Genomic DNA, 25,669 nt, shown 5'->3' with positions numbered 1-25,669 from the left:
AGTGTCAGGCGTGTAAACGCACCCACACACTCACCAACACCGTCGCCGCCATCAACCACGCCACCGCCGCCACGGCGAGCGATGCCTCCAGGCGCATGCGGTCGACGATCACATACAACGTCGCCAAGTACACAAAATACGGAATGATCGACCACATCCCGAACAGGATCGTGGTCTTCAAATCGTCCACCGAACGGCCCTTGCCGACGATGTAGTGGGCAATCAGCGCAAAGGTCGGAAACAGCGGCACCAATCCTGCGATGTAATAGTTTTTGGTCTTGGCCAACGCCGCCAGGATCAACACCACTGCCGCACCAATGGCGGCCTTCAAGAACAGATCCATCAGTGGCTCAACCCGTATTTTTTGACCTTGTCGAACAGCGTGGTCTTGGCCATTCCCAGTTCCTGGCTGGCCTGGGTCAGGTTGCCGCCGCTGCGTTGCAGTGCGTCGTTGAGCAGGTTGCGCTCGAAGGCTTCCACCGCTTCGGTAAAGGCCAGGCCATGGTTGACGTTGCCGCTGCCGCTTTTCTTGAAGGCGGGCAGGCCCAAGGCAAAGCGTTCGGCGACGTTGCGCAGTTCACGCACGTTGCCGGGCCAGTCGTGGCTCATCAGGGTCGACACGGTCTGGTTGTCCAGCTCCGGCGCGGTGCGGTCGAAGCGTAGCGATGACTGCAGCAGGAAATGTTCGAACAACTGCAGGATGTCTTCGCGCCGTTCGCGCAGGGGCGGCAGTTCCAGGGTGACCACGTTGAGGCGGTAGTAAAGGTCGCTGCGAAATTGGCTGGCGCGGCTCAGTTCGTCGAGGTCGGACTTGGTGGCGGCAATCACCCGGCAATCCACCGCCACGCTCTGGTTCGAACCCAGGCGTTCCAGGGTGCGCTCCTGCAGCACGCGCAGCAATTTGATCTGCAGGTTGATCGGCATGCTCTCCACTTCATCGAGAAACAGCGTGCCTTCGTGGGCGTGCTCGATCTTGCCGATGCGGCGTTTGCCGGCGCCGGTAAAGGCGTTGGCTTCGTGGCCGAAGATCTCGCTTTCAAACAGGTTTTCCGGCAGGCCGCCGCAGTTCAAGGCGACGAACTGATGGGAATGGCGACGGCTGAAATCATGCAGGCAACGCGCGACCAGTTCCTTGCCGGTGCCGGTCTCGCCTTCGATCAGCACGTTGGCCGAGGTGTCGGCCACATTGGCGATCAATTCGCGCAGGTTCTGCATGGCCGGCGAGCGCCCGATGATGCGGCCTTCCAGGGAGTCGCGCTCGGCCAACTGGCGGCGCAGCGACCAGACTTCCCGCGCCAGCCCGCGTTGCTCCAGGGCGCGACGCGCGACCTCGACCAGGCGCTCGGGGGAAAAGGGTTTTTCCATGAAATCGTAGGCGCCATTGCGCATGGCACCCACGGCCATCGAGATATCGCCATGCCCGGTAATCAGCACCACCGGCAGGCTTTTATCCAGCGCCTTGAGACGGGTCAACAGCTCCAGGCCATCGATGCCCGGCAGGCGGATATCGCTGATGACGATGCCGGCGAAGTTCGCGCCGATGCGCTTGAGGGCTTCCTCGGCGCTGCCCACGCCCACGCTGTGAATGTCTTCCAGCGCCAGGGCTTGCTGGCAACCGAGCAGCACATGGGGGTCGTCTTCGACGATCAGGACGGTCAGGGCGTCTTTTGCGGCTGTAGTGTCTGTATTCATGTCGACTCAGCTTTTTGAGTGCCCACCAACGGCAGGCACAAGACAAAGGCCGTACCACCACTGGCCGGGTGTTCCACGGCGAGGTTGCCGCCGGTGGCCGCCGCGAGGCTGGCGGACAGGGTCAGGCCCAGGCCCAGGCCCTGTTCGCCGGGTTTGGTGGTGAAGAACGGTTCGAATAGGTGTTTACGGGTTTCGGGGTCGATGCCGTGGCCGTTATCGCGCACGTGCAGGCGGTATTTGCCTTCGCTGCTGTGGCCGTCCAGCCACAGTTCGGGGGCCGGCTGCGCTTGCATGGCGTCGAGGGCGTTGCCGATCAGGTTGACCAGAATCTGCTCCAGGCGCGTTTGGTCGATCTGCAACTGAGCATTGGCGAAATTGCGGTGCACGGTCAACGGCAGGCCGTCGAGGCGCGCGCCAAGCACCTGGAACGCCGCGTCCACGGCTTTGGCGAGGTTGGCTTCGCCCTGGTCATCACCGCGCCGGGCAAAGGAGCGCAGGCTGGCGGTGATGCGCCCCATGCGGTCGATCAGTTCGTTGATGGTCTTGAGGTTGGCGCTGGCGGTGTCGAGGGCGCCACGCTCGAGGAACCGCACGGTATTGCCCGACAGCGTGCGTAACGCTGCCAGCGGCTGGTTCAACTCATGCGCGATGCTGGTGGACATCTGGCCGATGGCGGCGAGCTTGCCGGCCTGCACCAGTTCATCCTGGGCGCGGCGCAAGGTCTCTTCGGCCTGGCGTCGTTCGCGAATCTGGCCCTTGAGCCGTTCATTGCTGGCGCGCAGGTCGGCGGTGCGTTCGGCAATCCGACGCTCCAGCTGGCTGTTGGCTTCCTGCAAGGCTTCGCGCGCGGCGAGGCGGGTGGCGATGACCTTGCGCCGCTCGTTCCAGGCGATCAGCAAAAACGCGACCAGGCCGAATGCGACGGCCACCAGAATGCCCTGGTTGATCGCCGCGCGGCGCAGGTCGTTGAGCGGGGTGAGCAGGGTGAAATTCCACGGTGTGTCGTTGAGCGGGCGGGTTTGGGCGAGGTAGCTGACTTCGTGCTCGTCGTTGACCACTTCGCTGTTGGCCGGGAAGGTCAGTTTTTCAGTGCCTTCGTTCAGGCGCTCGCGGGCCAGGGGCTCCAGCTCGTTCAGCGTTGCCCAGTAATATTGCAGGCTGTGGGCCAGGCGTTCCTTGGTGTCATCGCTCAGCGGGCGCACGGCTTTGAGACGGCGGGCCGGGTCGCTGGAGAGGATGATGATGCCGTTTTCGTCGCTCACAAACGCTTCGAGGCGCGCACGCTGCCAGCGTTCTTCAAGGGCTTCGAGGCGCACTTTAACCACCGCGACGCCAATGATTTTGCCGTGCTCTTCCAGGCCATGGGCCAGGTAGTAGCCGGGTTCGCCGTTGGTGCTGCCGATGCCGTAGAAACGCCCGGGCTGACCACGTACGGCATTCTGGAAATAGGCACGGAAGGACAGGTCTTCACCCTGGTAACTGTCGGCATCGCGCCAGTTACTGGTGGCCAGCACGCGGCCGGTGGTGTCCATCACGTAGATGGCACGACTGCGACTGCGTCGGTTCAGGCCTTCGAGGTAATCATTGACCGTCTGCCGGGTTTCCTGGTTGGGGTCGGCCAGCAGCGCGGAGACGCTGGACTCCAGTTCCAGCAGGCTGGGCAGGTAGGTGTATTTGCTCAGTTCGCTTTCGACGGTGCGCGCATGCAGTTCCAACTGGCGTTCGCCGTTGTCGCTGAGGGTGCGGATGCCATAGTACTCACTGACCCAGAAGCCGATATAGCCCAAGCCGATCATCAGGGCGATGATCAACGGCGGCAGGAACAGTTGGCGGATCAGGCGTGGTTTCACGGCAAGTGATGGCGGTGCGGCGCGAAATTGGTTGGGGTCGCATTTCATCACAGATGCCTTGGGTCAACCAGAGCTTGCCGGCCTGCTCGGTCCAATGTGGGAGCGGGCTTGCTCGCGAATGCGGTGGGTCAATGAAAAATGTACCGATTGACACGACGCCTTCGCGAGCAAGCCCGCTCCCACATGGGCCCGGTTTCTGCAGTGGAAGCTGTGTAGGGCTTAGTGCTGCAGGATTTTCTCAAGGAAGTGCTGCGCGCGTTCGGAGCGGGCGCTGATGTCGCCGAAGAACTCCTCTTTCGGGCAGTCTTCGATGATCTTGCCGGCGTCCATGAAGATCACGCGGTCGGCCACTTTGCGGGCAAAGCCCATTTCGTGGGTCACGCACATCATGGTCATGCCTTCGTGGGCCAGTTGCACCATCACGTCGAGTACTTCGTTGACCATTTCCGGGTCGAGGGCGGAGGTCGGTTCGTCGAACAGCATGACGATCGGGTCCATGGCCAGGGCGCGGGCAATCGCCACACGTTGTTGCTGGCCACCGGACAGCTGGCCCGGATGCTTGTGGGCGTGCGCCGACAGGCCTACGCGCTCAAGCAGTTGCAGGCCTTTTTTGGTGGCTTCTTCCTTGCTGCGGCCGAGCACCTTGATCTGCGCGATGGTCAGGTTTTCGGTGATGGTCAGGTGCGGGAACAGTTCGAAGTGCTGGAACACCATGCCCACGCGCGAACGCAGTTTCGGCAGGTTGGTCTTCGGGTCGGCGATGGAGGTGCCGTCGACCACGATGTCGCCTTTCTGGAACGGTTCCAGTGCGTTGACGCACTTGATCAGGGTGGATTTACCCGAGCCGGACGGCCCGCACACCACGATCACTTCGCCTTTTTTAACCTCGGTGCTGCAATCGGTCAGCACCTGGAAGTCGCCATACCACTTGTTGATGTTCTTGATAGAGATCATACGGCAAACCTTTTTTGCAGACGCTTGACCAGCAGCGAGGCGGAAAAGCTGATGATGAAGTAGACGACACCGGCGAAGATCAGGAACTCATTGGAGCGGCCAATGATGTCGCCGTTGGAGCGGGCGGAGTTGAGGAAGTCCACCAGGCCCACGGTGTAGACCAGCGAGGTGTCCTGGAACAGGATGATCGACTGTTGCAGCAGCAACGGGGTCATCTTGCGGAACGCCTGGGGCAGGATGATCAGACGCATGGTCTGGCCATAGGTCATGCCCATCGCTTGGGCGGCGCCCATCTGGCCCTTGGGAATCGACTGCACGCCGGCCCGCACGATTTCACAGAAGTACGCGGCTTCGAACATCATGAAGGCCACGACGCAGGAGGTGAACGCACCGATTGGCGTGTCTTCACCGGTGATCCAGCGCAGCACGAACGGCACCGCCAGGTAGAACCAGGTGATCACCAGCAGCAGTGGGATCGAGCGGAAGTAGTTCACATAAGCGCCGGCCAGGCGCGACAGCAGTTTGTTGGACGACAGGCGCATCAGCGCCAGGACCGTACCCAATGCGATGCCGCCGATCACGCCCATGACCATCAACTGCAAGGTCATGACCATGCCGTTCCACAGGCCAGGGATGGCGGGGATGATGCCGCTGAAATCGAAGTCCATTATTTACCCCCCACGGAGATCAGGCCGGGCACCGCGACTTTCTTCTCGACCAGGCGCATCAGCAACATCAGGCTCATGTTCAGGGTGAAGTAGATCAGCGTGGCCAGGGTGAAGGCTTCAAACAGGTTGGCCGAGAACTCGGCGGTCTGTTTGGTTTGCGCCAGCAGTTCCATCAAGCCGATCAAGGACGCCACGGAGGAGTTCTTGAACACGTTGAGGAATTCCGAGGTAAGCGGCGGAATGATGATGCGGTAGGCCTGGGGCAGCAGCACGTTCCAGTAGATCTGCGGCAGCTTGAAGCCCATGGCACGCGCGGCGGCTTCCTGGCCACGCGGCAGCGCCTGGATGCCGGTGCGCACTTGTTCGCACACACGGGCGGCGGTGAACAGGCCCAGGCACACGACAACGCTCAGATAAGCCGAGGTGGTCGGGTTGAGGTCTTGTTTGTACCAGTCCTGCAGGTTTTGCGGCAGCAGGTCGGGTATCAGGAAATACCAGATGAACAGCTGAACCAGCAGCGGCACGTTACGAAACAGTTCCACGTAGCAGGTCGCGATGCCCGATACGATGCGGTTTGGCACGGTACGCATGACCCCCAGAATGGAGCCAAGCAACAAGGCGATAATCCATGCCACGACAGCGATGGCGATGGTCCAGCCCAAACCGGCGATGTACCAGTCGAGATAAGTCTCGCTGCCCACGCCAGTGGACTTGAAGAACACGCCCCAGTCCCAGTTGTAATTCATTAGGGTCTCCCCTCGAGATCGATCGATGTACAAGCACCCGCTTGGGGAAGATCCTTTCCCGCCTGACGTTGAACGCCAGGCACACGCGATCGGCTCGAAAACCGCCAGGTCGAGTGTTCCAAATTAAAGCCCGCAGGTAGTAACAGACGCCTGAGGGAACGTTGGCCCCCTCAGGACATAAGCTTAGTCAGGTATCAGATTTTTACGTCAGGCGCTGGCTTGTCGCTTGGGTTAGCGATCAGCTCCTTAACCTTGTCGCTCATCGGGAAGTTCAGGTTCAGGCCTTTTGGTGGGATCGGGCTCTCGAACCACTTGCTGTAGATCTTGTTGATTTCGCCGGATTTGTACAGGGCGACAATGGCGTCATCCACGGCTTTCTTGAACTCAGGATCGCCTTTACGCACCATGCACGCGTAGGCTTCGAAGGACTGCGGCGTACCGGTGATGACCCAGTCGTCCGGCTTCTTGGCCTTGGCTTCTTCGCCGGCCAGCAGGGCGTCGTCCATCATGAAGGCAACGGCGCGGCCGCTTTCCAGCATCTGGAAGGATTCGCCGTGGTCTTTGGCGGAGATGACGTTCATGCCCATCTGCTTGTCGGCGTTCATCGCCTTGATGATGCGCTCGGACGTGGTGCCGGCGGTGGTCACCACGTTTTTGCCTTTCAGGTCGGCAAAGTCAGCGTAGGACGGCTTGCCATCCTTGTCTTTCTTGACCAGCAGACGGGTGCCGATTTCGAAGATGTTGACGGTGAAATCAACTTGCTGGGCGCGCTCGGCGTTGTTGGTGGTCGAACCGCACTCCAGGTCCGCAGTGCCGTTCTGGATCAGCGGGATACGGGTTTGCGAGGTAACCAGGTTGTACTTGGTTTTCAGGTCGGGTTTGTTCAGGTCTTTTTTCAGGGCTTCAACAACAGCCAACTGAACGTCGTGGGAGTAGCCCACGGGTTTGCCCGAGCCATCCGCGATGTAGGAAAACGGAATGGAGCTGTCGCGGTGAGCGAGAGTGATGGTGCCGGAGTCGTTGATTTTCTTCAGTGTGCCGGTGAGTTCGGCGGCGAAAACTGGAGTGCTGATCAGAGCAGCAGCGATAGCTGCGCCCAGGATATGGGGAACGATGCGCATCAATACTTCCTCGACATTTGTTTTTTTTATGAAGCCGGCTAGACGGCTCTCTTTTGTACAGCGAATGCCCATGACGGCTCCTGAAGCGTCGCAGGCAATCGTCAGGGAGTGTAGAGCATGAGTCGTGCCATACCTGAAATAAATGGATATATCTCTGATTTATAAGGATATTAAGTTTTTGTTGCGGGGGATTTGTAACGGTGGGGTCCGGCAAACCGAATGGTCCGGGGTATGTCGTTCGGAAAACCGAATAGGAGATGCGGTGGGTGCTTGTGGTCTACCTGATAGATGGAGATCTAAATGTGGGAGCGGGCTTGCTCGCGAAAGCGGTGTGTCAGTCGATGTGGCTTTAACTGATCCACCGCATTCGCGAGCAAGCCCGCTCCCACATTTTTTACCCAGTTCGGCTTTAGAAGGTGTAGTCAGCCGACACAACCGCCGCACGCCCATCACCCGGCACCGCCCAGCCGTTGTTACGGATGCGGGTCAGGTATTGCTTGTCGAACAGGTTGTTGACGTTCAACTGCAGGTTCAACTGCTTGTTGACCTTGTAACCGAGCATCGCGCGCTGCACCGCATAGCCCGGCGCGGTTGGTGCCCCGGCGGCGCTGACCAGGTATTGCTTGGATTGCGCCGTGATGCCGTAGCCCACCTGGAAATCGTAGGGCAGGTCGTACACGGTCCACAGGCTGGCCGCATGTTTGGGTGTGAACGGCAGCGGCTCGCCTTTCTGCGCGTCAAACCCGGTGTTGGCCAGGGTGAAGTCGCTGGCGCTGCGCAAGACGCGGGTGTCCAGGTAGGTGTAGTTGGCGAAGACCTTCCACTTGTCGGTGATCGCACCGCTGAGGCCAAGTGCCACGCCGTCTGCGCGCGCTTTACCGTCCAGCGATTGCGTGCCGCTCAGGTTGGTGGGGTCGGGGTCGGCGACTTTGTAGTTGGTGCGGTCATTGCGGAAGATCGCGCCGGTGACCGACAGGGCATTGTCGAGGAAGTCCCACTTGGTGCCGATCTCATAGCTGACCGCGGTTTCCGGGGCAACGTTGCAGTTGTTGGTGGACGTGCCTGAGGATTTCGCCGGGGTGAAGCAGCCACCGTTGACGCTGGCCTGGGACGGCGTCTTGCTGTTGCCGTAGGCGATGTAGAAGCTGCCGTTTTCCACCGGCTTGTACACCAGCGCGAGGCGGTAGGACGTCAAGTCATCCGCTTGGCCGTAGCGCACACCAGGCGTCTCGACGCCGGTGCTCGAATAGGCATTGGTCACCGAACTGCCGGCGTTGTGCTCGTAACGCACGCCGCCGTTGATTTCCCATTGCGGGTTTAGCTTGAGCGTGTCGAAGGCGTAGGCGGCGCGGTTGTTCAGTGCGCCGTCGACGTGGGCGGCACGGGTGAAGTTGACGGGGCCTGCCCACTCGGAGTTGGGGTCGCTGAAACTGACCGGTGGCGGCACGATGGCGCTGCCATTGCTGTTGGTCAGCCATTTGCCGGTGTCCGCCTCGTATTCCTCACGGCTGATGGCGATGCCGGTCACCAGCGTGTGGTCGATAAAGCCTGTGCTGAAGTGGCTGGTCACGTCGGTCTGGTTGGTGAACATTTTGTTCTGGGTGTTGCGCTCGTTACCCAGCGAGCCACCGCTTGGCTGGAAATAGCCCGGCTTGAGGCCAGCGGCGCAAGGCGCGCCGGTGATCTGGGTGCCGGTGGCCAGGCAGCCGGCCTGGGCGCCTTCGGGGCCGGAGGCGCGCAGGTCCTGGCGCACGCGCTCGACGCGGGTGAAGTTGCGCACCGACACGGCGTCGTTGAAGTCGTGTTCGAGCTTCAGGCTGAACGCGTCCGAGGTGATTTTCTGGTCATTGACGTTGTGGTAGCCGTAGTAGTCGCTCCAACCCACGCCCGGCATCGGCTTGCCGTTGTAGATGGGGATGCCGTATTGCGGCGTGTTGTCGTCTTTCTGGTGTTCATAACTGACGGTGACACGGGTCGGCGTACCCAGGCCAAAGGCGATGGAGGGCGCAATGCCCCAGCGCGAGTAATCTTCATAATCGCGGCCGGGCACGTCGTTACCATGGGCCATCAGGTTCAAGCGGAATGCGGTGGTGTCGTTGAGGGTCTGGTTGGTGTCCAGGGTGGTGCGCTTGTAGTTATCGGTGCCGATGCCGGCGCTGAGGGTGGTTTTGTCGCGCAGTTCTGGCTGCTTGCTCACCAGGTTGATGGTGCCGCCGACCGCGCCGGAGCCCGAATACACCGAGCTTGCGCCGCTGACGACTTCGACCTGTTCGAGGTTGAACGGGTCGGTGCGGCTGTATTGCGCGCTGTCGCGCACGCCGTCGACGTAGATGTCGCCACTGGCGGAGAAACCGCGCAGGTTGATGCTGTCGCCATAACCGCTGCCGCCTTCGCCAGCACCAAAGGTGATGCCTGGCACGGTGCTGAGCACGTCGCGCAGGGTCAGCAGGTTCTGGTCGTGAATGACTTCCTTGGGCACCACCGTGATCGTCTGCGGCGTGTCGCGCAGGGCTTCGGTGTATTTGGGGGACGAAGGCGCCACAGGGTTGTAAGTGCTCTGGCTGGGCGCCTGACCTTCAATGCTGGTCGCGCCGAGTTGAATCACACCTGTGCCGTCGTCTGCAGTCTCCGCTGCATAACTGAATCCTCCTTGCGCAGCCACTGCCAAACCCACCGCCGACGCGAGCACATGCCGCGATGAAAGGGGGGCAGAACTGATCCCGGTAGCCATTGAATATTCTCGTGTGAGTGAAAGTGAGATGTAATCGTAATTGATAAAGGATCTCAAATGTAATAGTTTGTAACGAAATAATTCATGAAAATTTATCGCGGTCCTGGATCGCCATGTGGGGCAGGCATGCAAGGTGGGCAATCAGGCAGTGATGCGTCTGAAATCGGCGACAACCCGCGCGCCTATGCGCGCTGGGTCATGCATGCCGCGCAGCTGGGCGATGCCGACGCGCAAGCGACGCTGGCCCAGCTGTTGCTCGACGGCCGTGGCATCCAGAAGGATCAGCCGCTGGCGTTGAGCTGGTTCCGCATTGCCGCGCAGCAACGCCACCCGATGGCGATCAACATGGTCGGGCGCTGCCTGGAGAATGGCTGGGGCTGTGAAGTCGACCTGGCCGAGTGCGCCCGGCATTACCGGCAAGCCGCCGACCTGGGTTTGGATTGGGGTTTGTACAACTACGGCCAACTGCTGACGCGCGGGCGCGGTGTGGAGCGCGATCTTCTCGCCGCGTATGAGCTGTTCGGTCAGGCTGCCGCAAAAGGGCATGCCAAGTCGATGAACCTGCTGGGGCGCTTTCACCACGAGGGCGTGGTGGTGCCCAAGGATGTGCAAGTGGCGCGGCAGTGGTATCAGCGTTCGGCTGAGGCCGGGGATTTTCGCGGGCAATACAACCATGCCGCCGAGCTGGTGGAAGCGGGCGATGAGGCCCAAGCCTGCGTATGGCTTGAGCGCGCCCTGACAACCGCGACGCCGGGTTTTCTGCTGGCGGCTTACCCGGTGTTGTTGGGCTCGGCTTTCAGCGCGATTCGCGAAATGGGCCTGCGTTATCAGCGCCAGGCGCTCGAGGCATAAAAAAGCCCCTGGACCTTTCGGTGCAGGGGCTCTTCAAAACGGCCTGTCAGGCCGCTTCAATCTTTGCGCGGTTGTGTTCAACCTTGGACAGGTAACGCTGCACGTTGTCCTGTTCTTCCGGCGTGGTGAACAGGCCCAGTTTGGTACGGCGCCACAGCACGTCCTGCGGTTGCGTCACCCATTCTTCGGCACACAGGTAATCGACTTCGCGGGTGTACAGGCCACCGCCCAAGTGGTCGCCCAGGTCGGCCAGCGATTGCACGCCTTCCAGCAAGCGCCAGGTGCGGCTGCCGTAGGTGGTGGACCAGCGACGGGCGATCTCGCTCGGCACCCAGTCGAACTTGGCGCGAATCGCCTCGGCCAACGCTTCTGGCGTGCTCATGTTCTCGCCGCCTGGCAGGCTGGCCGTGGCCGTCCAGCTTGGGCGCATCTGCGTGAAGTACGGCGCCAGCTGGGCCATCGCCGACTCGGCGAGTTTGCGGTAGGTGGTCAGCTTGCCGCCGAACACCGACAGGATCGGCGCCTCGCCGGTGCCCCCAGACAGCGACAGGGTGTAGTCGCGGGTGATAGCCGATGGGTTATCTGATTCGTCGTTGCACAGCGGGCGCACGCCGGAATAGGTGTGCACGATATCGTCGCGGTTCAACTGCTTCTTGAAGTGGGCATTCACCACTTTCAGCATGTAGTCGGTTTCGCCTTCGGTAATCGCAACTGCGGCCGGGTCGCCGGTGTATTCGCGGTCGGTGGTGCCGATGATGGTCAGGTGGTTCAGGTACGGAATGGTGAAGACGATACGCCCGTCTTCGTTCTGCAAAATGTGCGCGTGGGCGCCTTCGTACAGTTTCGGCACGATCAGGTGGCTGCCCTGGATCAGGCGGATGCCGTACGGCGAATCCAGCTTCAGGTCTTCCTTGATGAACTTGGCGACCCATGGGCCTGCCGCATTCACCAGTGCCCGGGCACGAATCGAGAACAGGCTGCCATCGGCGCGTTCCATGTTCATTTCCCACATGCCGTTGCTGCGGTGCGCGCTGACGCAACGGGTCTGGGTGTGGATATGCGCGCCTTTTTCGCGGGCGGCCATGGCGTTCAGCACTACCAGGCGGGCGTCGTCGACCCAGCAATCTGAGTATTCGAAGCCTTTGGTGATTTCGCTTTTCAGCGGGCTGTCAGGGCCGAACTTGAGGCTTTTCGAGCCGGCGAGCTTTTCGCGCTTGCCCAAGTGGTCATACAGGAACAGGCCGGCGCGGATCATCCACGCGGGGCGCAGGTGCGGGCGATGCGGCAGCACAAAGCGCATCTGCTTGACGATGTGCGGGGCCTTGGCCAACAGCACTTCACGTTCGGCCAGGGCTTCGCGCACCAGGCGGAATTCGTAATGTTCGAGGTAGCGCAGACCGCCGTGGATCAGCTTGCTGCTGGCGGAGGAGGTGTGGCTGGCCAAGTCATCCTTTTCGCAAAGGAATACCGACAAACCGCGACCGGCTGCGTCTGCTGCAATGCCGACGCCATTGATCCCGCCGCCGATTACGGCAACATCATAGACTTCGGCAAGCGGTGGAGCAGGCAAGGTGGAAGGGTTCATCGGCTGGCCTCGCGAATTTTTCGTCTTGGAATTCGAACATTAATGTTCATTTGCGAAAATGGTAGCTGATAAACGCGCGCACAGCCACCCGACTTCGATTGAAAAAACTCATCGAAGGGCGAGGAAAGGAAGAATTGCGAACTGATAGTTCCCACGCTCTGCGTGGGAACTCAGCCCGTGACGCTCTGCGTCACAGTGGACGCAGAGCGTCCTTTGATGCATTCCGACGCGGAGCATGGGAACGAGAGAGGGTTAAACGACTTCCAGCCGAACCTTGTGCTGATTCAACAACTGCACCAACGCCGGCACCGGCTGTTGATCTGTCACCAAACAGTCGACCAGACTGATCGGCCCCAAGCGAATCATGGCGTTGCGCCCGAATTTGCTTGAGTCCGCCGCCAATATCACCTGGCGCGCATTGGCGATAATCGCCTGGGAAACCCGCACTTCCTGGTAGTCAAAGTCGAGCAAACTGCCGTCTTCATCGATGCCGCTGATACCCACCAACGCAAAGTCGACCTTGAACTGGTTGATGAAGTCGACACTCGCCTGACCCACCACACCGCCATCACGGCGCACGTTACCGCCGGTCAGCAACACATCGAAATCGTCCTTGGCACTGAGCATGGTCGCGACGTTGAGGTTGTTGGTGATGATTTTCAGGTGATTGTGATTCAGCAGCGCACGCGCGATCGACTCGGTGGTGGTGCCGATGTTGATAAACAGCGAGGCATGATCGGGGATTTGTGCGGCGATGGCTTCGCCGATGCGTTGTTTCTCATCACGCATCTGGTCGGCACGCATGGCGTACGCGGTGTTTTCGACACTGGAGTCATAGGCCGCGCCGCCGTGGTAACGGCGCAGCAGATTGGCGTCCGCCAGCTGGTTGATATCGCGGCGGATGGTTTGCGGGGTGACAACGAATAGCTGCGCCATCTCCTCGATACTGACGTAGCCGCGTTCGCGGACCAGTTCGAGGATTTGTTGTTGGCGGGGAGGCAGATTCATGGGGCGTCCTTTGGGCTGCCATACAAAAGTGGCCCATGATGACGCAGGAATCTGCTCCCTGCCAGTTACAACCCTCTATCGGTCCGGCGCTTGGCTTATTCAGCGCCTTCGTGCGGTTCCCAGTCGCGGGTGCGGCTTACCGCTTTTTGCCAGCCGGCGTAGAGTTTCTCTTTGGCGGCTTCGTCCAGCGCAGGTTCGAATTCGCGCTCGATCACCGCCTTGCCGCGCAACTCGTCCAGGCTGCCCCAGAAGCCACAGGCCAGGCCTGCCAGGTAAGCCGCGCCCAGTGCGGTGGTCTCGCGCATTTGCGGGCGCTCGACCTGGGTGCCGAGGATGTCGGCCTGGAACTGCATCAGGAAGTTGTTGGCCACCGCACCACCGTCCACGCGCAGGGCTTTGAGGCGTTCGCCCGAGTCCTGTTGCATGGCGTCCAATACGTCGCGGGTCTGGTAGGCAATCGACTCCAGGGCTGCACGAATAATGTGATCCACGCGTACGCCACGGGTCAGGCCGAACAGCGCGCCACGCGCATACGGGTCCCAGTACGGAGCGCCCAGGCCGGTGAAGGCCGGCACCAGGTACACGCCGTTGCTGTCCTTGACCTTGCCGGCGAAGTATTCGGTGTCGGTGGCGTCGGCGATGATCTTCAACTCGTCACGCAGCCATTGCACGGTGGAACCACCGTTGAACACCGCGCCTTCCAGGGCGTAAGCCACTTCGCCGCGTGGGCCGCAGGCGATGGTGGTGAGCATACCGTGCTTGGATTTCACCGCCTTGTCGCCGGTGTTCATCAGCAGGAAGCAGCCGGTGCCGTAGGTGTTCTTGGCCTGGCCGGCTTCCACGCACATCTGGCCGAACAGGGCGGCTTGTTGGTCACCAGCAATGCCGCCGATGGCGATACCGCTTTTGGTGCGGCCGTAGATTTCCGAAGAGGACTTCACTTCCGGCAGCATTTCGCGCGGCACGTCGAGAATCTCCAGCATCTTCGCATCCCACTCCAGGGTGTGGATGTTGAAGAGCATGGTGCGCGAGGCGTTGGTGTAGTCGGTGACGTGGGTTTTGCCGCCGGTAAATTTCCAGATCAGCCAGCTGTCGATGGTGCCGAACAGCAGCTCACCGTTGCGCGCACGCTCGCGGCTGCCTTCGACGTTGTCGAGGATCCACTTGAGCTTGGTGCCGGAGAAGTAGGGGTCGGTGACCAGGCCGGTGGTGTCATTGATGTATTGCTCGTGGCCGTCGCGCTTGAGCTGCTGGCAGATCTCGGTGCTGCGGCGGCACTGCCAGACGATGGCGTTGTAGATCGGGCGGCCAGTGACCTTGTCCCAGACCACGGTGGTTTCACGCTGGTTGGTGATACCGATGGCGGCGACTTGGTCATGGTGCAGGCCGGCTTGTGCCAGGGCCTCGACCATCACCGCGCTTTGCGTGGCGAAGATTTCCATCGGGTCATGTTCAACCCAGCCGGCTTGCGGGTAATGCTGAGTGAATTCGCGCTGGGCGGTGCAGACCACGTTGGCGTCACGATCAAAGATGATCGCCCGCGAACTGGTGGTGCCCTGATCAAGGGCAATGATGTAGTTCTTATTCTGAATGTCGGTCATGTCGATTGCCTTAGACGGAAAATAAGGAAGTAAGGAATCAGCCTGGGCCGCAAAGAGGCAGTGCGGACCAGGCCGGCGCTATCAGGAAATACGCGTCTTGCCGTTGACAGCCGTGTCAGGTGTTTCATCTATAGCAGGTGCGGCGCTTGGCAGATGACGGGCAATCAGCCCGCGATAGGCCGCAGCACCGAGGCAGGCGCCGACAATCGGCGCGAAAATCGGAATCAGGAAGTAGGGAATATCGCGACCGCCAGTAAAGGCTATTTCACCCCAGCCGGCGAAAAAGGTCATCAGCTTGGGCCCGAAATCCCGCGCCGGGTTCATCGCAAAGCCGGTCAGCGGGCCCATGGCGCTGCCAATCACCGCGATTAACAGGCCGATCAGCAGCGGCGCCAGCGGGCCGCGTGGCAGGCCATTGTTGTCGTCGGTGAGGGCCATGATCACGCCCATCAAGATGGCGGTGATGACCATTTCCACCAGGAACGCCTGGGCCGTGCTCAACAGGGCATGCGGGTAAGTGGAGAACACCGACGCCAACTCCAGGCTGGCCTGGGAGCCGCGTACCATGTGGTGGGTTTGTTCGTAATCGAAAAAAAGATTGCTATACAACGTGTAGACCAAGGCGGCCGAGCAGAAGGCGCCCGCGACTTGGGCAAGGATATAGAAGGGCAGTTTGCGCTTTTCGAAATCGGCAAAAATGCACAGGGCAATACTCACCGCTGGATTGAGGTGAGCCCCGGAAATACCGGCGCTCAGGTAGATCGCCATACTCACGCCGATCCCCCAGATGATACTGATTTCCCACAACCCAAAGCTGGCACCCGCGACCTTGAGCGCAGCAACACATCCTGTACCGAAGAAGATCAGAAGCGCAGTCCCCAGGAATTCGGCCATGCATTGGCTCGAAAGTGAAGGCTGTTGAAGAGCAGTTGTCATGGAAAACCTCGATTGTTGTTCTTGTTTGGCGCGCGGCCTCAACGGGCTGTTGCGCGATTTTCACCGTGGCGAGGATCCCCATCCAAACCATGGCTTACTGCTGGAGTACTGCAGCTCTATTCCTACAGTATTCGGAAACGAAAAAATATAGACAAGAATGACGGCTGTCAAAGGTCGAAAGTGAACCATTGGTCATTTTCAAACTATTAGTCTGATGAATGATCACGCTTGTCCCCGCCAGTACTCATTTCAGGAGTGGCGCACTAGAGCGTTTTGCATGGCCTTGGCCTAGAATTGACCCTCTGTTTTCCACGCCCGGAATAGCCATGACCCCCGCACTGGACCTGTTGAAAAAAGTTCGCGCCGAACATCACATCCACAGTTACGAACATGATCCCAAGGCGGCGTCCTATGGCCTGGAGGCCGCGGAGAAATTGGCGCTCGACCCTGCCCAAGTGTTCAAAACCTTGCTGGCCAGCAGTGAGAAAGGTGAATTGTTGGTGGCGGTGGTGCCGGTCGTCGGAAGTCTGGATTTAAAGGCGTTGGCGCAGGCGGCTGGGGTAAAAAAAGTCGAAATGGCCGACCCGGCGGCGGCGCAGCGCTCTACCGGTTACTTGTTGGGTGGCATCAGCCCGTTGGGGCAGAAAAAGCGTCTGCGCACTTTTATCGATGTGACGGCGCAGCCGTTTGCGACGATTTTTGTCAGTGCCGGGAGGAGGGGGTTGGAAGTTGAGTTGCCGGCGGCGGTGCTGGCTGAGCATACCCAGGCTAAATTTGCGCCGATTGGCCGGGCCTGAAACTTAATTTTGAATGCGACGAGATCCAATGTGGGAGCGGGCTTGCTCGCGAATGCGGTGTGTCAGTCAAAGATGCAGTGACTGATGTACCGTATTCGCGAGCAAGCCCGCTCCCACATTTTGATTCGGTTTCAGCAGATTATCAGTTCGCTGGGCTATAACGTCTTACGCCGGATTCAGACTGAGGAATCTGCGCTGCCACGCTGCCCGAGGCCTGGAACAACACCAAATGCTCAGCCGCCACCCGAATCCCCACCTGCGCACCTACCTGATGATCAGCATGGCTGGGGAAAATCGACTCCAGCTGTGCGCCGGTCGGCAGTTGCAGGCGGTACAACGTCGAAGCACCGAGGAAGGTCTTGCCGACGATCCGCGCTTTCAGCGCGCTGTCCGGCGCATAAACGATGTCATCCGGGCGCAGCAATACATCCACCGCGCCGCCTGTAGGCCAGGTGTAGGCGCGATTGCCGCGCAGGTCACCCAGCTCGGTAGTCACCGATTCCGGTGAGCTCAGTTGGCCACGGATAAAGTAGCCCTGGCCAATAAAGCTGGCGACATACGGCGTCTGCGGTTCGTGATAGAGGTTGTAAGGCGTGTCCCATTGTTCCAGGCGGCCTTCCTTGAATACGCCCACCTGATCGCTTACTGCGAAGGCTTCTTCCTGATCATGGGTCACCAGAATCGCACTGGTGCCGCGCGCCTTGAGAATGTCACGCACCTCGTGGCTCAGCTTGCGCCGCAGTTCGCCGTCGAGGTTGGAGAACGGTTCATCCAGCAGCAGCAGTTGTGGCTCCGGCGCCAAAGCGCGGGCGAGGGCGACGCGTTGTTGCTGGCCGCCGGAAAGCTCGTGGGGGAAACGCTTGCCGAGGTTCTTCAGGTTGACCAGTTCCAGCAACTCGGCGACCACGCGGTCTTTTTGCGGGTGCTTGCGGATGCCAAAGGCGATGTTGTCGGCCACGCTCAAATGCGGAAACAGCGCGTAGTCCTGGAACACCATGCCGATCCGGCGCTTCTCCGGCGCGAGGGTGAACCCGGCGCTGGAAATCACTTCGCCGGCCAGGCTGATTTCACCTTCGTGCACGGGTTCGAACCCGGCAATCGCACGCAAGGTGGTGGTTTTGCCGCAGCCAGATGAGCCGAGCAGGCAGCCGATGTCACCGGCGTTAAGGTGCAGGTTGAGGTTCTGCACCACCCGTTGATCTTGATAGCCGCATGCCAGATTGCGCAGGTTCAGCAGTAACGGCTGGCTCATGCTTGGCGGTACGAAGGCTGGACGAGGAATTCGAGCAGCGCCTTTTGCGCGTGCAAGCGGTTTTCGGCCTGGTCCCAGGCGACCGAGCGTTTATCGTCGAGCAGGTCGAGGCTGATTTCTTCGCCACGGTGGGCTGGCAGGCAGTGCATGAACAGCACATCCGGCGCGGCCAGGTCGAGCAACGCGCGGGTTACCTGGAACGGCGCGAACAGGGCCAGGCGCTTGGCGGTTTCTTCTTCCTGGCCCATGGAGGTCCAGACATCGGTGCTGACCAGATGGGCGCCAAGCACGGCATCACGTGGGTCGCGCACAAGGGTCACGCGACTGCCGGCCTGCGCCAGGAAGCGCGCATCCGGCTCGTAGCCTTCGGGGCACGCGATGCGCAGGTGGAAGTCGAACTGGATCGCCGCTTCTATATAGCTGTTGCACATGTTGTTGCCGTCGCCGATCCAGGCCACGGTCTTGCCCTGAATCGAACCACGGTGCTCGAGGAAGGTTTGCATGTCGGCCAGCAACTGGCACGGGTGCAGGTCATCGGACAGGCCGTTGATCACCGGTACGCGGGAGTTGGCGGAAAATTCGGTCACGGTGCTGTGGGCAAAGGTACGGATCATCACCGCATCGAGCATGCTCGACATCACGATGGCGCTGTCGGCAATCGTCTCGCCACGGCCCAGTTGGGTATCGCGCGAGGACAGGAAGATGGCCTGGCCACCCAGCTGAATCATGCCGGCTTCGAACGACACGCGGGTGCGGGTCGACGACTTCTCGAAAATCATCCCGAGCACACGGTTTTTCAAAGGCTCGAACAGTACGCCGCGGTTACGCAGGTCTTTAAGCTCAATGCCTCGACGGATCACGCTGACCAGCTCTTCGGGCGTGCAATCCATCAGGGAGAGAAAGTGCCTTGCGCTCATCATTAACTACCTTTTTGCAACAGACCGCAGATACTCAAAGCCTTGTTTATTGTGACAACGGGCGAGACCTGCGGCGAAAGCCGCACGGGGCGACGAAATAGGGGAAGGCGCGATCTTATAATTAAATGTCGCGTCTTACCAATAGGGCTACGGTTTTTAAGGGTGTTCAAGAAGGGCGCCGAGACGCTTTTGAAGACTGATTCCTGACAGCAGCAGCCCATTTGTACACTGGCGCCGAGACCTTTTGCAATGTGTGGGGGCGGCTCCGGGCCAGGCTGTGTCGGTTTTAGCCGTGGCGGGCAGGGTTCTGAAACATTTGCTCACGCTTAGCCATGGCCTGGCCTAATGCTTGCCGATTCACAGCACTGACGTTGCTGGTGCCTGCGCCGGTCGCGGCCCATAGTGAAGTCAAAGCCCTAATAAGAGACTGGCCATGACCAAGACTCTCCATCACCGTGCCTGCCATCTGTGTGAAGCCATCTGTGGCCTGACGCTGGAAACCACCCAAGCCGACGACGGCAGCCTGGCGATCACCTCGATCAAGGGCGACCCGCTGGACACCTTCAGCCGTGGGCATATCTGCCCCAAGGCCGTGGCGCTGCAGGACATCCAGAACGACCCGGACCGTTTGCACCAGCCCATGCTGCGAGTGGGCAGCGAATGGCAGCCGATCGCGTGGGACGAGGCGTTCAAGCTGGTCGCCGAGCGGCTGGCCGGTATCCAGGCCCGGCATGGGCAAAACGCGGTGGCGGTGTATCAGGGCAACCCCAGCGTGCACAACTATGGGTTGATGACTCACAGCAACTACTTCCTCGGCCAGTTGAAGACGCGCAATCGGTTTTCCGCGACCTCGGTGGACCAGCTGCCCCATCACCTCACCAGCCACTTGATGTACGGCCATGGCCTGTTGCTGCCGATTCCGGATATTGATCACACCGGCTTCATGCTGATCCTGGGCGGCAACCCACTGGCCTCCAACGGCAGCATCATGACCGTGCCCGATGTGGAAAAACGACTCAAGGCCATTCAGGCGCGAGGCGGCAAAGTGGTGGTGGTCGACCCTCGGCGCAGCGAGACGGCGGCGATTGCCGACCAGCATCTGTTTGTGCGGCCAGGCGGCGACGCGGCGCTGCTGTTCGGCGTACTCAACACGCTGTTTACCGAGCAACTCACGCGCGACAGCCATTTGCCGGTTGAAGGCCTCGACGACGTGCGCCACGCCATTGCCGGGTTTACCGCTGAAGCCATGAGCCGCCAATGTGCGGTGCCTGCCGAGCAGATCCGCCAATTGGCGCGTGACTTCGCGGCGGCGGATAAGGCGGTGTGCTATGGCCGTATGGGCGTATCGACCCAGGCGTTCGGCACCTTGTGTCACTGGCTGGTGCAACTGATCAATTTGGTGACTGGCAACCTCGACCGGGTCGGCGGTGCGTTATGCACCAGCCCGGCGGTCGACCTGGTGGCCTCCACCGGCGGCGGGCATTTCAATCGCTGGCAGAGCCGTGTGTCCGGGCGCCCGGAATATGGCGGCGAGTTGCCGGTCTCGGCGCTGGCCGAAGAAATGCTCACCGAAGGCGAAGGGCAAATCCGTGCCTTGGTGACCGTGGCCGGCAACCCCGTACTGTCGACGCCCAATGGTCGCCAACTGGAGCAGGCGCTGGATGGCTTGGAGTTCATGCTCAGCATCGACCTGTATATCAACGAGACCACGCGTTACGCCGACCTGATTCTGCCGTCGACATCGGCGCTGGAAAACGATCATTACGACACCACGTTCAACATGTTCGCTGTGCGTAACGTCACCCGCTTCAATCGCGCGATTCTGCCCAAGCCTGCCGGCGCGTTGCATGACTGGGAGATTTTTGTCGGCTTGGCCGAGGCCTTTGCGGCGCAGACGGGCGTGGCGCTTAAACCGACCATGGCACCGGCGCAGATGATCGACTTCGGGTTGCGTGCCGGGGCTTACGGTGATGCATCCGAGCACAAATTGTCGGTGGCCATGCTGGCGGACCATCCGCATGGCGTGGACTTGGGGCCGCTCAAGCCCAACCTTGGCGCACGCTTGAAAACCGCCAGCGGCCAGGTGCAGGCGGCGCCGGCAGTGATTCTGGCGGACTTGGCGCGCTTCGCCTCCCAGCCTGTGCCGGTGGCGGATGAACTGCTGCTGATCGGCCGTCGCCATGTGCGCAGCAATAATTCGTGGATGCATAACTATCACCGCCTGGTGAAGGGCAAGCCGCGCCACCAGTTGCATATGCACCCTGATGACCTCAGCCGCCGGCAGTTGAGCGACGGCCAGCGGGTGCGGGTGAGTTCGCGCATCGGCATGATCGAAGTGGAAGTGGTGGCCAGCCTGGACATGATGCCCGGCGTGGTCAGTTTGCCCCATGGCTGGGGCCATGGCCGCCCGGGTGTGCAGATGAGCATCGCCAGCGGCCAGCCGGGGGCGAGCGCGAACGACCTGACCGACGAGCGGCAATTGGATGAATTGTCCGGAAACGCCGCACTCAACGGCGTGCCGGTGCAGGTGGCCGCCGCATAAGGCCTGAGCACCGCGCTGGAATTTTGCGTTACAATGCGCCACCGTGCCGACCTGTGAGTCGCAAAGTTCCAGCCGAGGTGTTCCATGGATATCATCGAAACGATCAAAGAGCAGATTGCCAACAACACCATTCTGCTTTACATGAAGGGCGCCCCGAACGCTCCTCAGTGCGGTTTCTCCGCGAAGGCTTCCCAGGCCATCATGCAGTGCGGCGAGAAGTTCGCCTACGTGGATATCCTGCAAAACCCTGAAATCCGCGCCAACCTGCCGAAGTACGCCAACTGGCCAACCTTCCCACAACTGTGGGTAGCCGGTGAGCTGGTCGGCGGTAGCGACATCATCACTGAGATGGCGGCTGATGGTTCGCTGCAGGCTCTGATCAAAGAAGCAGCAGCCAACGCGGCAGCCAAGACTGACGCGTGATTTGCATGCAATAAAAAGCCCCGCGTCTCGAAAGAGAGCGGGGCTTTTTTATACCTGCGCGCTTGATCGTTCCCACGCTCCGCGTGGGAACGCATCCTGTGACGCTCTGCGTCACCCTGCTCAGCATCAAAGACACGCTTAAGCAGTATTCCCCGCGCAGAACGTGGGAACGATCTTCAGCGCTTATTCACCCATCTGCGATTGCAGGTAGTTCTCCAGGCTGACCTTATCGATCAGGCCCAATTGGGTTTCCAGCCAGTCGATATGTTCTTCCTGGTCTTCCAGGATATCTTCCAGCAGTTCACGGCTACCGAAGTCGCCCTTGGTTTCGCAGTGAGCGATGGCGGCCTTGATGTCGCTGTGGCTCTTGCGTTCAAAGCCGAGGTCGCTGCTGATCATTTCCTGGGTGTGCTCGCCGATATTCAGCTTGCCCAGGTCCTGCACGTTCGGCAGGCCTTCCAGGAACAGGATGCGCTTGATCAGCGCATCTGCGTCTTTCATGGCCTTGATGGATTCTTTGTATTCACGCTTGCCAAGCTTTTCCAGGCCCCAATCGTCATACATGCGCGCATGCAGAAAGTACTGATTGATCGCGACCAGTTCATTGGCAAGGATTTTGTTGAGTTGCTGGATGACTGAGATGTCGCCTTTCATGACTGGGGTCCTGCCCTGTAATAGCTGTATATACGGCGGAGTTTGAGCGGCGAAATCCCTAGTGTCAAACCTAAGTTATTGAATAATAAATGAAAATTAATCGGAATAAGAATGTTTGTGTTCCGCGTCTTGGCGCTAACTAATTGAATTACGGGCATAAAAAAACCGGACACTAAGTCCGGTTCTTCAAAACACGCCTGATTAAGCGTGTGTAAATTCTGCTGAGTAGGGGAGCGCGGCCTGGGCTGTTTGCAGCTGCGTCAGGGTTTCCCGTACCACTTGCTTGGCGAGGCAGGCACATTTACCGCACTGGCTGGCAACGCCGGTGGTTTCACGTACTTCCTTGTAGCTGCAGCAACCTTCATAGATTGCTTCGCGGATTTGTCCGTCGGTGACGCCAGTGCAGAGGCAGACATACATAAGGGAGAACCATCGCGGGTTTAAGGCTTAAGTGCGATGGATCTTAATGTTAACGAGAATGATTGTCAAAGTAGATTCGTAGGGTATTCGCTGGCACTGCGCCCTCACTGACGAACGGTTTTTTCAGTGTATGATGGTCGGTCTTCACGAAGCGTGACTGCGTCACAGGGCTGTCGCTTAGCTGCGCCAGACTTGGGCCGGTCCTTTTACTTCAATCGTCACCCTTACATCAGGAGATACCCAATGAGCGTACTCGTCGGCAAACAAGCCCCGGATTTCGACGTACCTGCCGTCCTCGGCAATGGCGAAATCGTAGACAGCTTCAAACTGTCTGAAGCCATCAAAGGCAAATACGGCCTGGTGTTCTTCTACCCGCTGGACTTCACCTTCGTCTGCCCGTCCGAGCTGATCGCTCTGGACCACCGCATGGACGATTTCAAGGCGCGCAACGTTGAAGTGGTAGCCGTTTCCATCGACTCCCATTTCACCCACAACGCCTGGCGCAACACCGCCATCAATGATGGCGGCATCGGCAAAGTCAAATACACCATGGCTGCCGACATGAAGCACGACATCGCCAAGGCCTACGACGTTGAGTCCGAAGGCGGCGTGGCGTTCCGTGGCGCATTCCTGATCGACGACAAGGGCGTTGTGCGCTCGCAGATCATCAACGACCTGCCGCTGGGCCGTAACATGGAAGAGCTGATCCGTCTGGTCGACGCCCTGCAATTCCACGAAGAGCACGGCGAAGTGTGCCCTGCCAACTGGAAAAAAGGCGACAAAGGCATGAACGCTTCGCCAGAAGGCGTTGCGGCTTACCTGACCGAGAACGCCGGCAAGCTGTAAGCCTCGTTCGACGCAAAAAAAACCGGCCTGAGAAGGCCGGTTTTTTTATGCGCGGTGTTTAACTCTGTGGCCAGCGTGCTTCTGTGGCGAGCTAGCTTGTTGTGGCGAGCGAGCTTGCTCGCGTTGGGCTGCGCAGCGGCCCCAGAACCTGACACCGCGGTTTAACAGGTCAACGGTGGCGGTCTTATTGGGGCTGCTTCGCAGCCCAACGCGAGCAAGCTCGCTCGCCACAGAAGCTCGCTCGTTGCAGAGGTCGTGTTCGGGGCAGCCTCAGTCGTTGAAATCTTCCCAGCCGCCCATCTGCTTCCACCGATTGACGATGCCGCAGAACAGCTCGGCCGTCTTCTCGGTGTCGTAGCGAGCCGAGTGGGCCTCACGGCCGTCGAAGTCGATACCGGCCGCCTGGCAGGCTTTCGCCAGGACGGTCTGGCCATACGCCAGGCCTGCGAGGGTGGCGGTGTCGAAGCTGGAGAACGGGTGAAACGGGTTACGTTTCATGTCCAGCCGCGCCACGGCAGCGTTCAGGAAGCCCAGGTCGAAGCTGCTGTTGTGCCCGACCAGAATCGCGCGTTTGCAGCCATTGGCTTTCAACGCCTTGCGCACACCGCGGAAGATATCGGTCAGCGCCGCTTCTTCACTCACTGCCATGCGCAGCGGGTGATCCAGTTTGATCCCGGTGAACTCCAGGGCAGCCGCTTCGATGTTCGCGCCTTCAAACGGCTCAACGCGGAAGAAGTGAGTGTGTTCCGGGAACACAAAACCCTGCTCGTCCATGCCGATGGTGGTGGCGGCGATTTCCAGCAAGGCGTCGGTGGCGCAATTGAAACCACCGGTTTCTACGTCGATGACAACCGGCAGATAGCCGCGAAACCGCTCGGCCATCGGGTGACGGGAGCCGCCACCACTGTGCTCGTGTTCGTCATCGTAATGGTCTTCACTCACTTGCTTTCCTCCAGCAGGCGCCAGCGCAGTGTTTCACCGGCGCGCAGCGGGATAACAGTCAGCTCGCCAAACGGCAGGCTGGCAGGGGCGGTCCAGTCTTCACGGACCAGGGTAATGCGGTCGGTATTGGCCGGCAGGCCGTAGAAACGCGGGCCATTGAGGCTGGCGAAGCCTTCGAGCTTGTCCAGGGCATTGCGCTGTTCAAACGCTTCGGCGTACAGCTCGATCGCCGCATACGCGGTGTAGCAACCGGCACAGCCACACGCAGCTTCTTTGGCGTGTTGGGCGTGAGGTGCGGAGTCGGTGCCGAGGAAGAACTTCGGGCTGCCGCTGGTGGCGGCATCCAGCAAGGCCACCTGGTGGGTGTTGCGCTTGAGGATCGGCAGGCAATAGAAGTGCGGCCGAATCCCGCCCACCAGCATGTGGTTGCGGTTGTAGAGCAGGTGATGCGCGGTGATGGTCGCGCCCACGTTGGCCGAGGCCTCGCTGACGAACTGCACGGCGTCGGCGGTGGTGATGTGTTCAAACACCACTTTCAGCGTCGGGAACAGCTCGACCACACGGCGCATGTGTTCGTCGATGAAGATCTTCTCGCGATCAAACACGTCCACGTCGCCACGGGTGACTTCACCGTGAATCAGCAGCGGCATGCCGACTTCAGCCATGGCTTCGATGGCCGGCAGGATCTTGTCGATACTGGTCACGCCGGAATCGGAGTTGGTGGTCGCGCCGGCCGGGTACAGCTTGGCGGCGTGCACGAAGCCGGTCGCTTTGGCAGCGCGAATTTCTTCAGGCTGGGTGCGGTCGGTCAGGTAGAGCACCATCAGCGGTTCGAAGCGGCTGCCGGCCGGTCGTGCAGCGAGGATGCGCTGGCGATAGGCGTCGGCTTCAGCGGCATTACGTACCGGAGGCACCAGGTTAGGCATGATGATGGCGCGGCCAAACGTGCGCGCTACATCGGCCACAGTTTGGGGTAACGCAGCACCATCGCGAAGATGAATATGCCAGTCGTCGGGACGCAGCAGGGTCAGGCGGTCGGACATTGGGGATTCCAGGCGGGTCAATCTGGTGGGAATGCTACCGGAAAAGACTCTTGCAGGCACTCGCTATCAAGTTTTGCAGGACGCTACCG

The 25,669-nt window shown here is 60.1% G+C and carries 23 protein-coding genes; 5 read left to right on the top strand and 18 right to left on the bottom strand.

Annotated elements, in window-relative coordinates; genetic code table 11:
- Positions 1 to 4 precede the first annotated feature (4 nt).
- From HX783_RS06465 to HX783_RS06430, 8 genes are all read right to left on the bottom strand, one after another.
- Positions 5 to 343: a GlpM family protein gene (locus HX783_RS06465; RefSeq protein WP_177016341.1), complete on the bottom strand. Its 339-nt coding sequence runs from the start codon at positions 341 to 343 to the stop codon at positions 5 to 7.
- A complete protein-coding gene (locus HX783_RS06460; RefSeq protein WP_256347112.1) occupies positions 343 to 1,692 on the bottom strand; it encodes a sigma-54 dependent transcriptional regulator in 1,350 nt (449 codons plus the stop codon). Before HX783_RS06460 ends, HX783_RS06465 begins: the two co-directional genes overlap by 1 nt.
- On the bottom strand, positions 1,689 to 3,590 hold the full coding sequence (locus HX783_RS06455) for a sensor histidine kinase (protein ID WP_177016340.1): 1,902 nt from the start codon (positions 3,588 to 3,590) through the stop codon (positions 1,689 to 1,691). Before HX783_RS06455 ends, HX783_RS06460 begins: the two co-directional genes overlap by 4 nt.
- 171 nt (positions 3,591 to 3,761) lie before the next feature.
- Positions 3,762 to 4,496 carry an amino acid ABC transporter ATP-binding protein gene (locus HX783_RS06450; RefSeq protein ID WP_007916729.1) on the bottom strand — a complete coding sequence of 245 codons (735 nt, stop codon included), beginning with the start codon at positions 4,494 to 4,496 and terminating at the stop codon, positions 3,762 to 3,764.
- Positions 4,493 to 5,164: an amino acid ABC transporter permease gene (locus HX783_RS06445; RefSeq protein ID WP_053254637.1), complete on the bottom strand. Its 672-nt coding sequence runs from the start codon at positions 5,162 to 5,164 to the stop codon at positions 4,493 to 4,495. The genes HX783_RS06450 and HX783_RS06445 overlap by 4 nt, the downstream gene beginning before the upstream one ends.
- Positions 5,164 to 5,910, bottom strand: a complete 747-nt coding sequence (locus HX783_RS06440; protein ID WP_159954486.1) for an amino acid ABC transporter permease — start codon at positions 5,908 to 5,910, stop codon at positions 5,164 to 5,166. Before HX783_RS06440 ends, HX783_RS06445 begins: the two co-directional genes overlap by 1 nt.
- 194 nt (positions 5,911 to 6,104) lie before the next feature.
- Positions 6,105 to 7,031, bottom strand: a complete 927-nt coding sequence (locus HX783_RS06435; protein ID WP_177016339.1) for a glutamate/aspartate ABC transporter substrate-binding protein — start codon at positions 7,029 to 7,031, stop codon at positions 6,105 to 6,107.
- 409 nt (positions 7,032 to 7,440) lie between these two features.
- On the bottom strand, positions 7,441 to 9,762 hold the full coding sequence (locus HX783_RS06430; protein WP_177016338.1) for a TonB-dependent siderophore receptor: 2,322 nt from the start codon (positions 9,760 to 9,762) through the stop codon (positions 7,441 to 7,443).
- A 126-nt stretch (positions 9,763 to 9,888) separates the two neighbouring features.
- On the opposite strand from HX783_RS06430, the gene HX783_RS06425 reads away from it, so the two are divergent.
- Entirely contained in the window at positions 9,889 to 10,614 is a 726-nt protein-coding gene (locus HX783_RS06425) for a tetratricopeptide repeat protein (RefSeq protein ID WP_177016337.1), read from the top strand.
- 46 nt (positions 10,615 to 10,660) lie between these two features.
- Here the strand turns inward: HX783_RS06425 and glpD are convergent, their stop codons facing one another.
- The 4 genes from glpD to HX783_RS06405 form a co-directional block, all read right to left on the bottom strand.
- Positions 10,661 to 12,199, bottom strand: a complete 1,539-nt coding sequence (glpD, locus tag HX783_RS06420; protein ID WP_177016336.1) for a glycerol-3-phosphate dehydrogenase — start codon at positions 12,197 to 12,199, stop codon at positions 10,661 to 10,663.
- 252 nt (positions 12,200 to 12,451) lie between these two features.
- A complete protein-coding gene (locus HX783_RS06415; RefSeq protein WP_010212755.1) occupies positions 12,452 to 13,207 on the bottom strand; it encodes a DeoR/GlpR family transcriptional regulator in 756 nt (251 codons plus the stop codon).
- 95 nt (positions 13,208 to 13,302) lie between these two features.
- Positions 13,303 to 14,808: a glycerol kinase GlpK gene (gene glpK / locus HX783_RS06410; RefSeq protein WP_177016335.1), complete on the bottom strand. Its 1,506-nt coding sequence runs from the start codon at positions 14,806 to 14,808 to the stop codon at positions 13,303 to 13,305.
- Between the two features lie 81 nt (positions 14,809 to 14,889).
- Complete coding sequence (locus HX783_RS06405) at positions 14,890 to 15,744, bottom strand: MIP/aquaporin family protein (RefSeq protein ID WP_177016334.1); 855 nt, start codon at positions 15,742 to 15,744, stop codon at positions 14,890 to 14,892.
- Positions 15,745 to 16,070: 326 nt separating this feature from the next.
- Here HX783_RS06405 and ybaK point away from each other — a divergent pair, with 326 nt between their 5' ends.
- On the top strand, positions 16,071 to 16,541 hold the full coding sequence (gene ybaK / locus HX783_RS06400; RefSeq protein WP_177016333.1) for a Cys-tRNA(Pro) deacylase: 471 nt from the start codon (positions 16,071 to 16,073) through the stop codon (positions 16,539 to 16,541).
- Positions 16,542 to 16,683: 142 nt separating this feature from the next.
- Here the strand turns inward: ybaK and HX783_RS06395 are convergent, their stop codons facing one another.
- A complete protein-coding gene (locus tag HX783_RS06395; RefSeq protein WP_177016332.1) occupies positions 16,684 to 17,793 on the bottom strand; it encodes an ABC transporter ATP-binding protein in 1,110 nt (369 codons plus the stop codon).
- Positions 17,790 to 18,710, bottom strand: coding sequence for an ornithine carbamoyltransferase (gene argF / locus HX783_RS06390; protein ID WP_177016331.1), 921 nt, complete (start codon positions 18,708 to 18,710; stop codon positions 17,790 to 17,792). The genes HX783_RS06395 and argF overlap by 4 nt, the downstream gene beginning before the upstream one ends.
- A gap of 433 nt (positions 18,711 to 19,143) precedes the next feature.
- Between argF and HX783_RS06385 the strand changes: the two genes are divergently transcribed.
- Positions 19,144 to 21,252 carry a molybdopterin oxidoreductase family protein gene (locus tag HX783_RS06385; RefSeq protein WP_177016330.1) on the top strand — a complete coding sequence of 703 codons (2,109 nt, stop codon included), beginning with the start codon at positions 19,144 to 19,146 and terminating at the stop codon, positions 21,250 to 21,252.
- A gap of 84 nt (positions 21,253 to 21,336) precedes the next feature.
- Positions 21,337 to 21,675 carry a Grx4 family monothiol glutaredoxin gene (gene grxD, locus HX783_RS06380; RefSeq protein WP_106577269.1) on the top strand — a complete coding sequence of 113 codons (339 nt, stop codon included), beginning with the start codon at positions 21,337 to 21,339 and terminating at the stop codon, positions 21,673 to 21,675.
- 183 nt (positions 21,676 to 21,858) lie between these two features.
- On the opposite strand, the gene bfr is transcribed toward grxD, so the two are convergent.
- Complete coding sequence (gene bfr, locus HX783_RS06375; protein ID WP_053133448.1) at positions 21,859 to 22,329, bottom strand: bacterioferritin; 471 nt, start codon at positions 22,327 to 22,329, stop codon at positions 21,859 to 21,861.
- Between the two features lie 201 nt (positions 22,330 to 22,530).
- Positions 22,531 to 22,749 (bottom strand): bacterioferritin-associated ferredoxin, encoded by a 219-nt coding sequence (locus HX783_RS06370; protein WP_010564137.1) that lies wholly within the window; start codon positions 22,747 to 22,749, stop codon positions 22,531 to 22,533.
- Between the two features lie 243 nt (positions 22,750 to 22,992).
- On the opposite strand from HX783_RS06370, the gene HX783_RS06365 reads away from it, so the two are divergent.
- Positions 22,993 to 23,595: a peroxiredoxin gene (locus tag HX783_RS06365; protein WP_003172097.1), complete on the top strand. Its 603-nt coding sequence runs from the start codon at positions 22,993 to 22,995 to the stop codon at positions 23,593 to 23,595.
- Between the two features lie 270 nt (positions 23,596 to 23,865).
- Here HX783_RS06365 and rnt read toward each other — a convergent pair whose 3' ends face one another.
- The gene (rnt, locus tag HX783_RS06360; protein ID WP_010564138.1) at positions 23,866 to 24,537 is read right to left on the bottom strand and encodes a ribonuclease T; all 672 of its coding nucleotides are present in this window, start codon (positions 24,535 to 24,537) and stop codon (positions 23,866 to 23,868) included.
- Positions 24,534 to 25,580, bottom strand: a complete 1,047-nt coding sequence (pyrC, locus tag HX783_RS06355) for a dihydroorotase (protein ID WP_177016329.1) — start codon at positions 25,578 to 25,580, stop codon at positions 24,534 to 24,536. The genes rnt and pyrC overlap by 4 nt, the downstream gene beginning before the upstream one ends.
- Between the last annotated feature and the right edge of the window lie 89 nt (positions 25,581 to 25,669).

The organism is Pseudomonas sp. D2002, assembly GCF_013385735.1.
In the GTDB taxonomy this organism is placed as follows: domain Bacteria; phylum Pseudomonadota; class Gammaproteobacteria; order Pseudomonadales; family Pseudomonadaceae; genus Aquipseudomonas.
Note: the sequence above shows the minus strand (reverse complement) of the source record. Positions and strands in the feature narration are given on the sequence as shown.

Coding starts and splice junctions, on each gene's coding strand:
- HX783_RS06465 (WP_177016341.1), bottom strand. CDS start 343: ATGGATCTGTTCTTGAAGGCCGCCATTGGTGCGGCAGTGGTGTTGATC.
- HX783_RS06460 (WP_256347112.1), bottom strand. CDS start 1,692: ATGAATACAGACACTACAGCCGCAAAAGACGCCCTGACCGTCCTGATC.
- HX783_RS06455 (WP_177016340.1), bottom strand. CDS start 3,590: ATGAAATGCGACCCCAACCAATTTCGCGCCGCACCGCCATCACTTGCC.
- HX783_RS06450 (WP_007916729.1), bottom strand. CDS start 4,496: ATGATCTCTATCAAGAACATCAACAAGTGGTATGGCGACTTCCAGGTG.
- HX783_RS06445 (WP_053254637.1), bottom strand. CDS start 5,164: ATGGACTTCGATTTCAGCGGCATCATCCCCGCCATCCCTGGCCTGTGG.
- HX783_RS06440 (WP_159954486.1), bottom strand. CDS start 5,910: ATGAATTACAACTGGGACTGGGGCGTGTTCTTCAAGTCCACTGGCGTG.
- HX783_RS06435 (WP_177016339.1), bottom strand. CDS start 7,031: ATGCGCATCGTTCCCCATATCCTGGGCGCAGCTATCGCTGCTGCTCTG.
- HX783_RS06430 (WP_177016338.1), bottom strand. CDS start 9,762: ATGGCTACCGGGATCAGTTCTGCCCCCCTTTCATCGCGGCATGTGCTC.
- HX783_RS06425 (WP_177016337.1), top strand. CDS start 9,889: ATGCAAGGTGGGCAATCAGGCAGTGATGCGTCTGAAATCGGCGACAAC.
- glpD (WP_177016336.1), bottom strand. CDS start 12,199: ATGAACCCTTCCACCTTGCCTGCTCCACCGCTTGCCGAAGTCTATGAT.
- HX783_RS06415 (WP_010212755.1), bottom strand. CDS start 13,207: ATGAATCTGCCTCCCCGCCAACAACAAATCCTCGAACTGGTCCGCGAA.
- glpK (WP_177016335.1), bottom strand. CDS start 14,808: ATGACCGACATTCAGAATAAGAACTACATCATTGCCCTTGATCAGGGC.
- HX783_RS06405 (WP_177016334.1), bottom strand. CDS start 15,744: ATGACAACTGCTCTTCAACAGCCTTCACTTTCGAGCCAATGCATGGCC.
- ybaK (WP_177016333.1), top strand. CDS start 16,071: ATGACCCCCGCACTGGACCTGTTGAAAAAAGTTCGCGCCGAACATCAC.
- HX783_RS06395 (WP_177016332.1), bottom strand. CDS start 17,793: ATGAGCCAGCCGTTACTGCTGAACCTGCGCAATCTGGCATGCGGCTAT.
- argF (WP_177016331.1), bottom strand. CDS start 18,710: ATGAGCGCAAGGCACTTTCTCTCCCTGATGGATTGCACGCCCGAAGAG.
- HX783_RS06385 (WP_177016330.1), top strand. CDS start 19,144: ATGACCAAGACTCTCCATCACCGTGCCTGCCATCTGTGTGAAGCCATC.
- grxD (WP_106577269.1), top strand. CDS start 21,337: ATGGATATCATCGAAACGATCAAAGAGCAGATTGCCAACAACACCATT.
- bfr (WP_053133448.1), bottom strand. CDS start 22,329: ATGAAAGGCGACATCTCAGTCATCCAGCAACTCAACAAAATCCTTGCC.
- HX783_RS06370 (WP_010564137.1), bottom strand. CDS start 22,749: ATGTATGTCTGCCTCTGCACTGGCGTCACCGACGGACAAATCCGCGAA.
- HX783_RS06365 (WP_003172097.1), top strand. CDS start 22,993: ATGAGCGTACTCGTCGGCAAACAAGCCCCGGATTTCGACGTACCTGCC.
- pyrC (WP_177016329.1), bottom strand. CDS start 25,580: ATGTCCGACCGCCTGACCCTGCTGCGTCCCGACGACTGGCATATTCAT.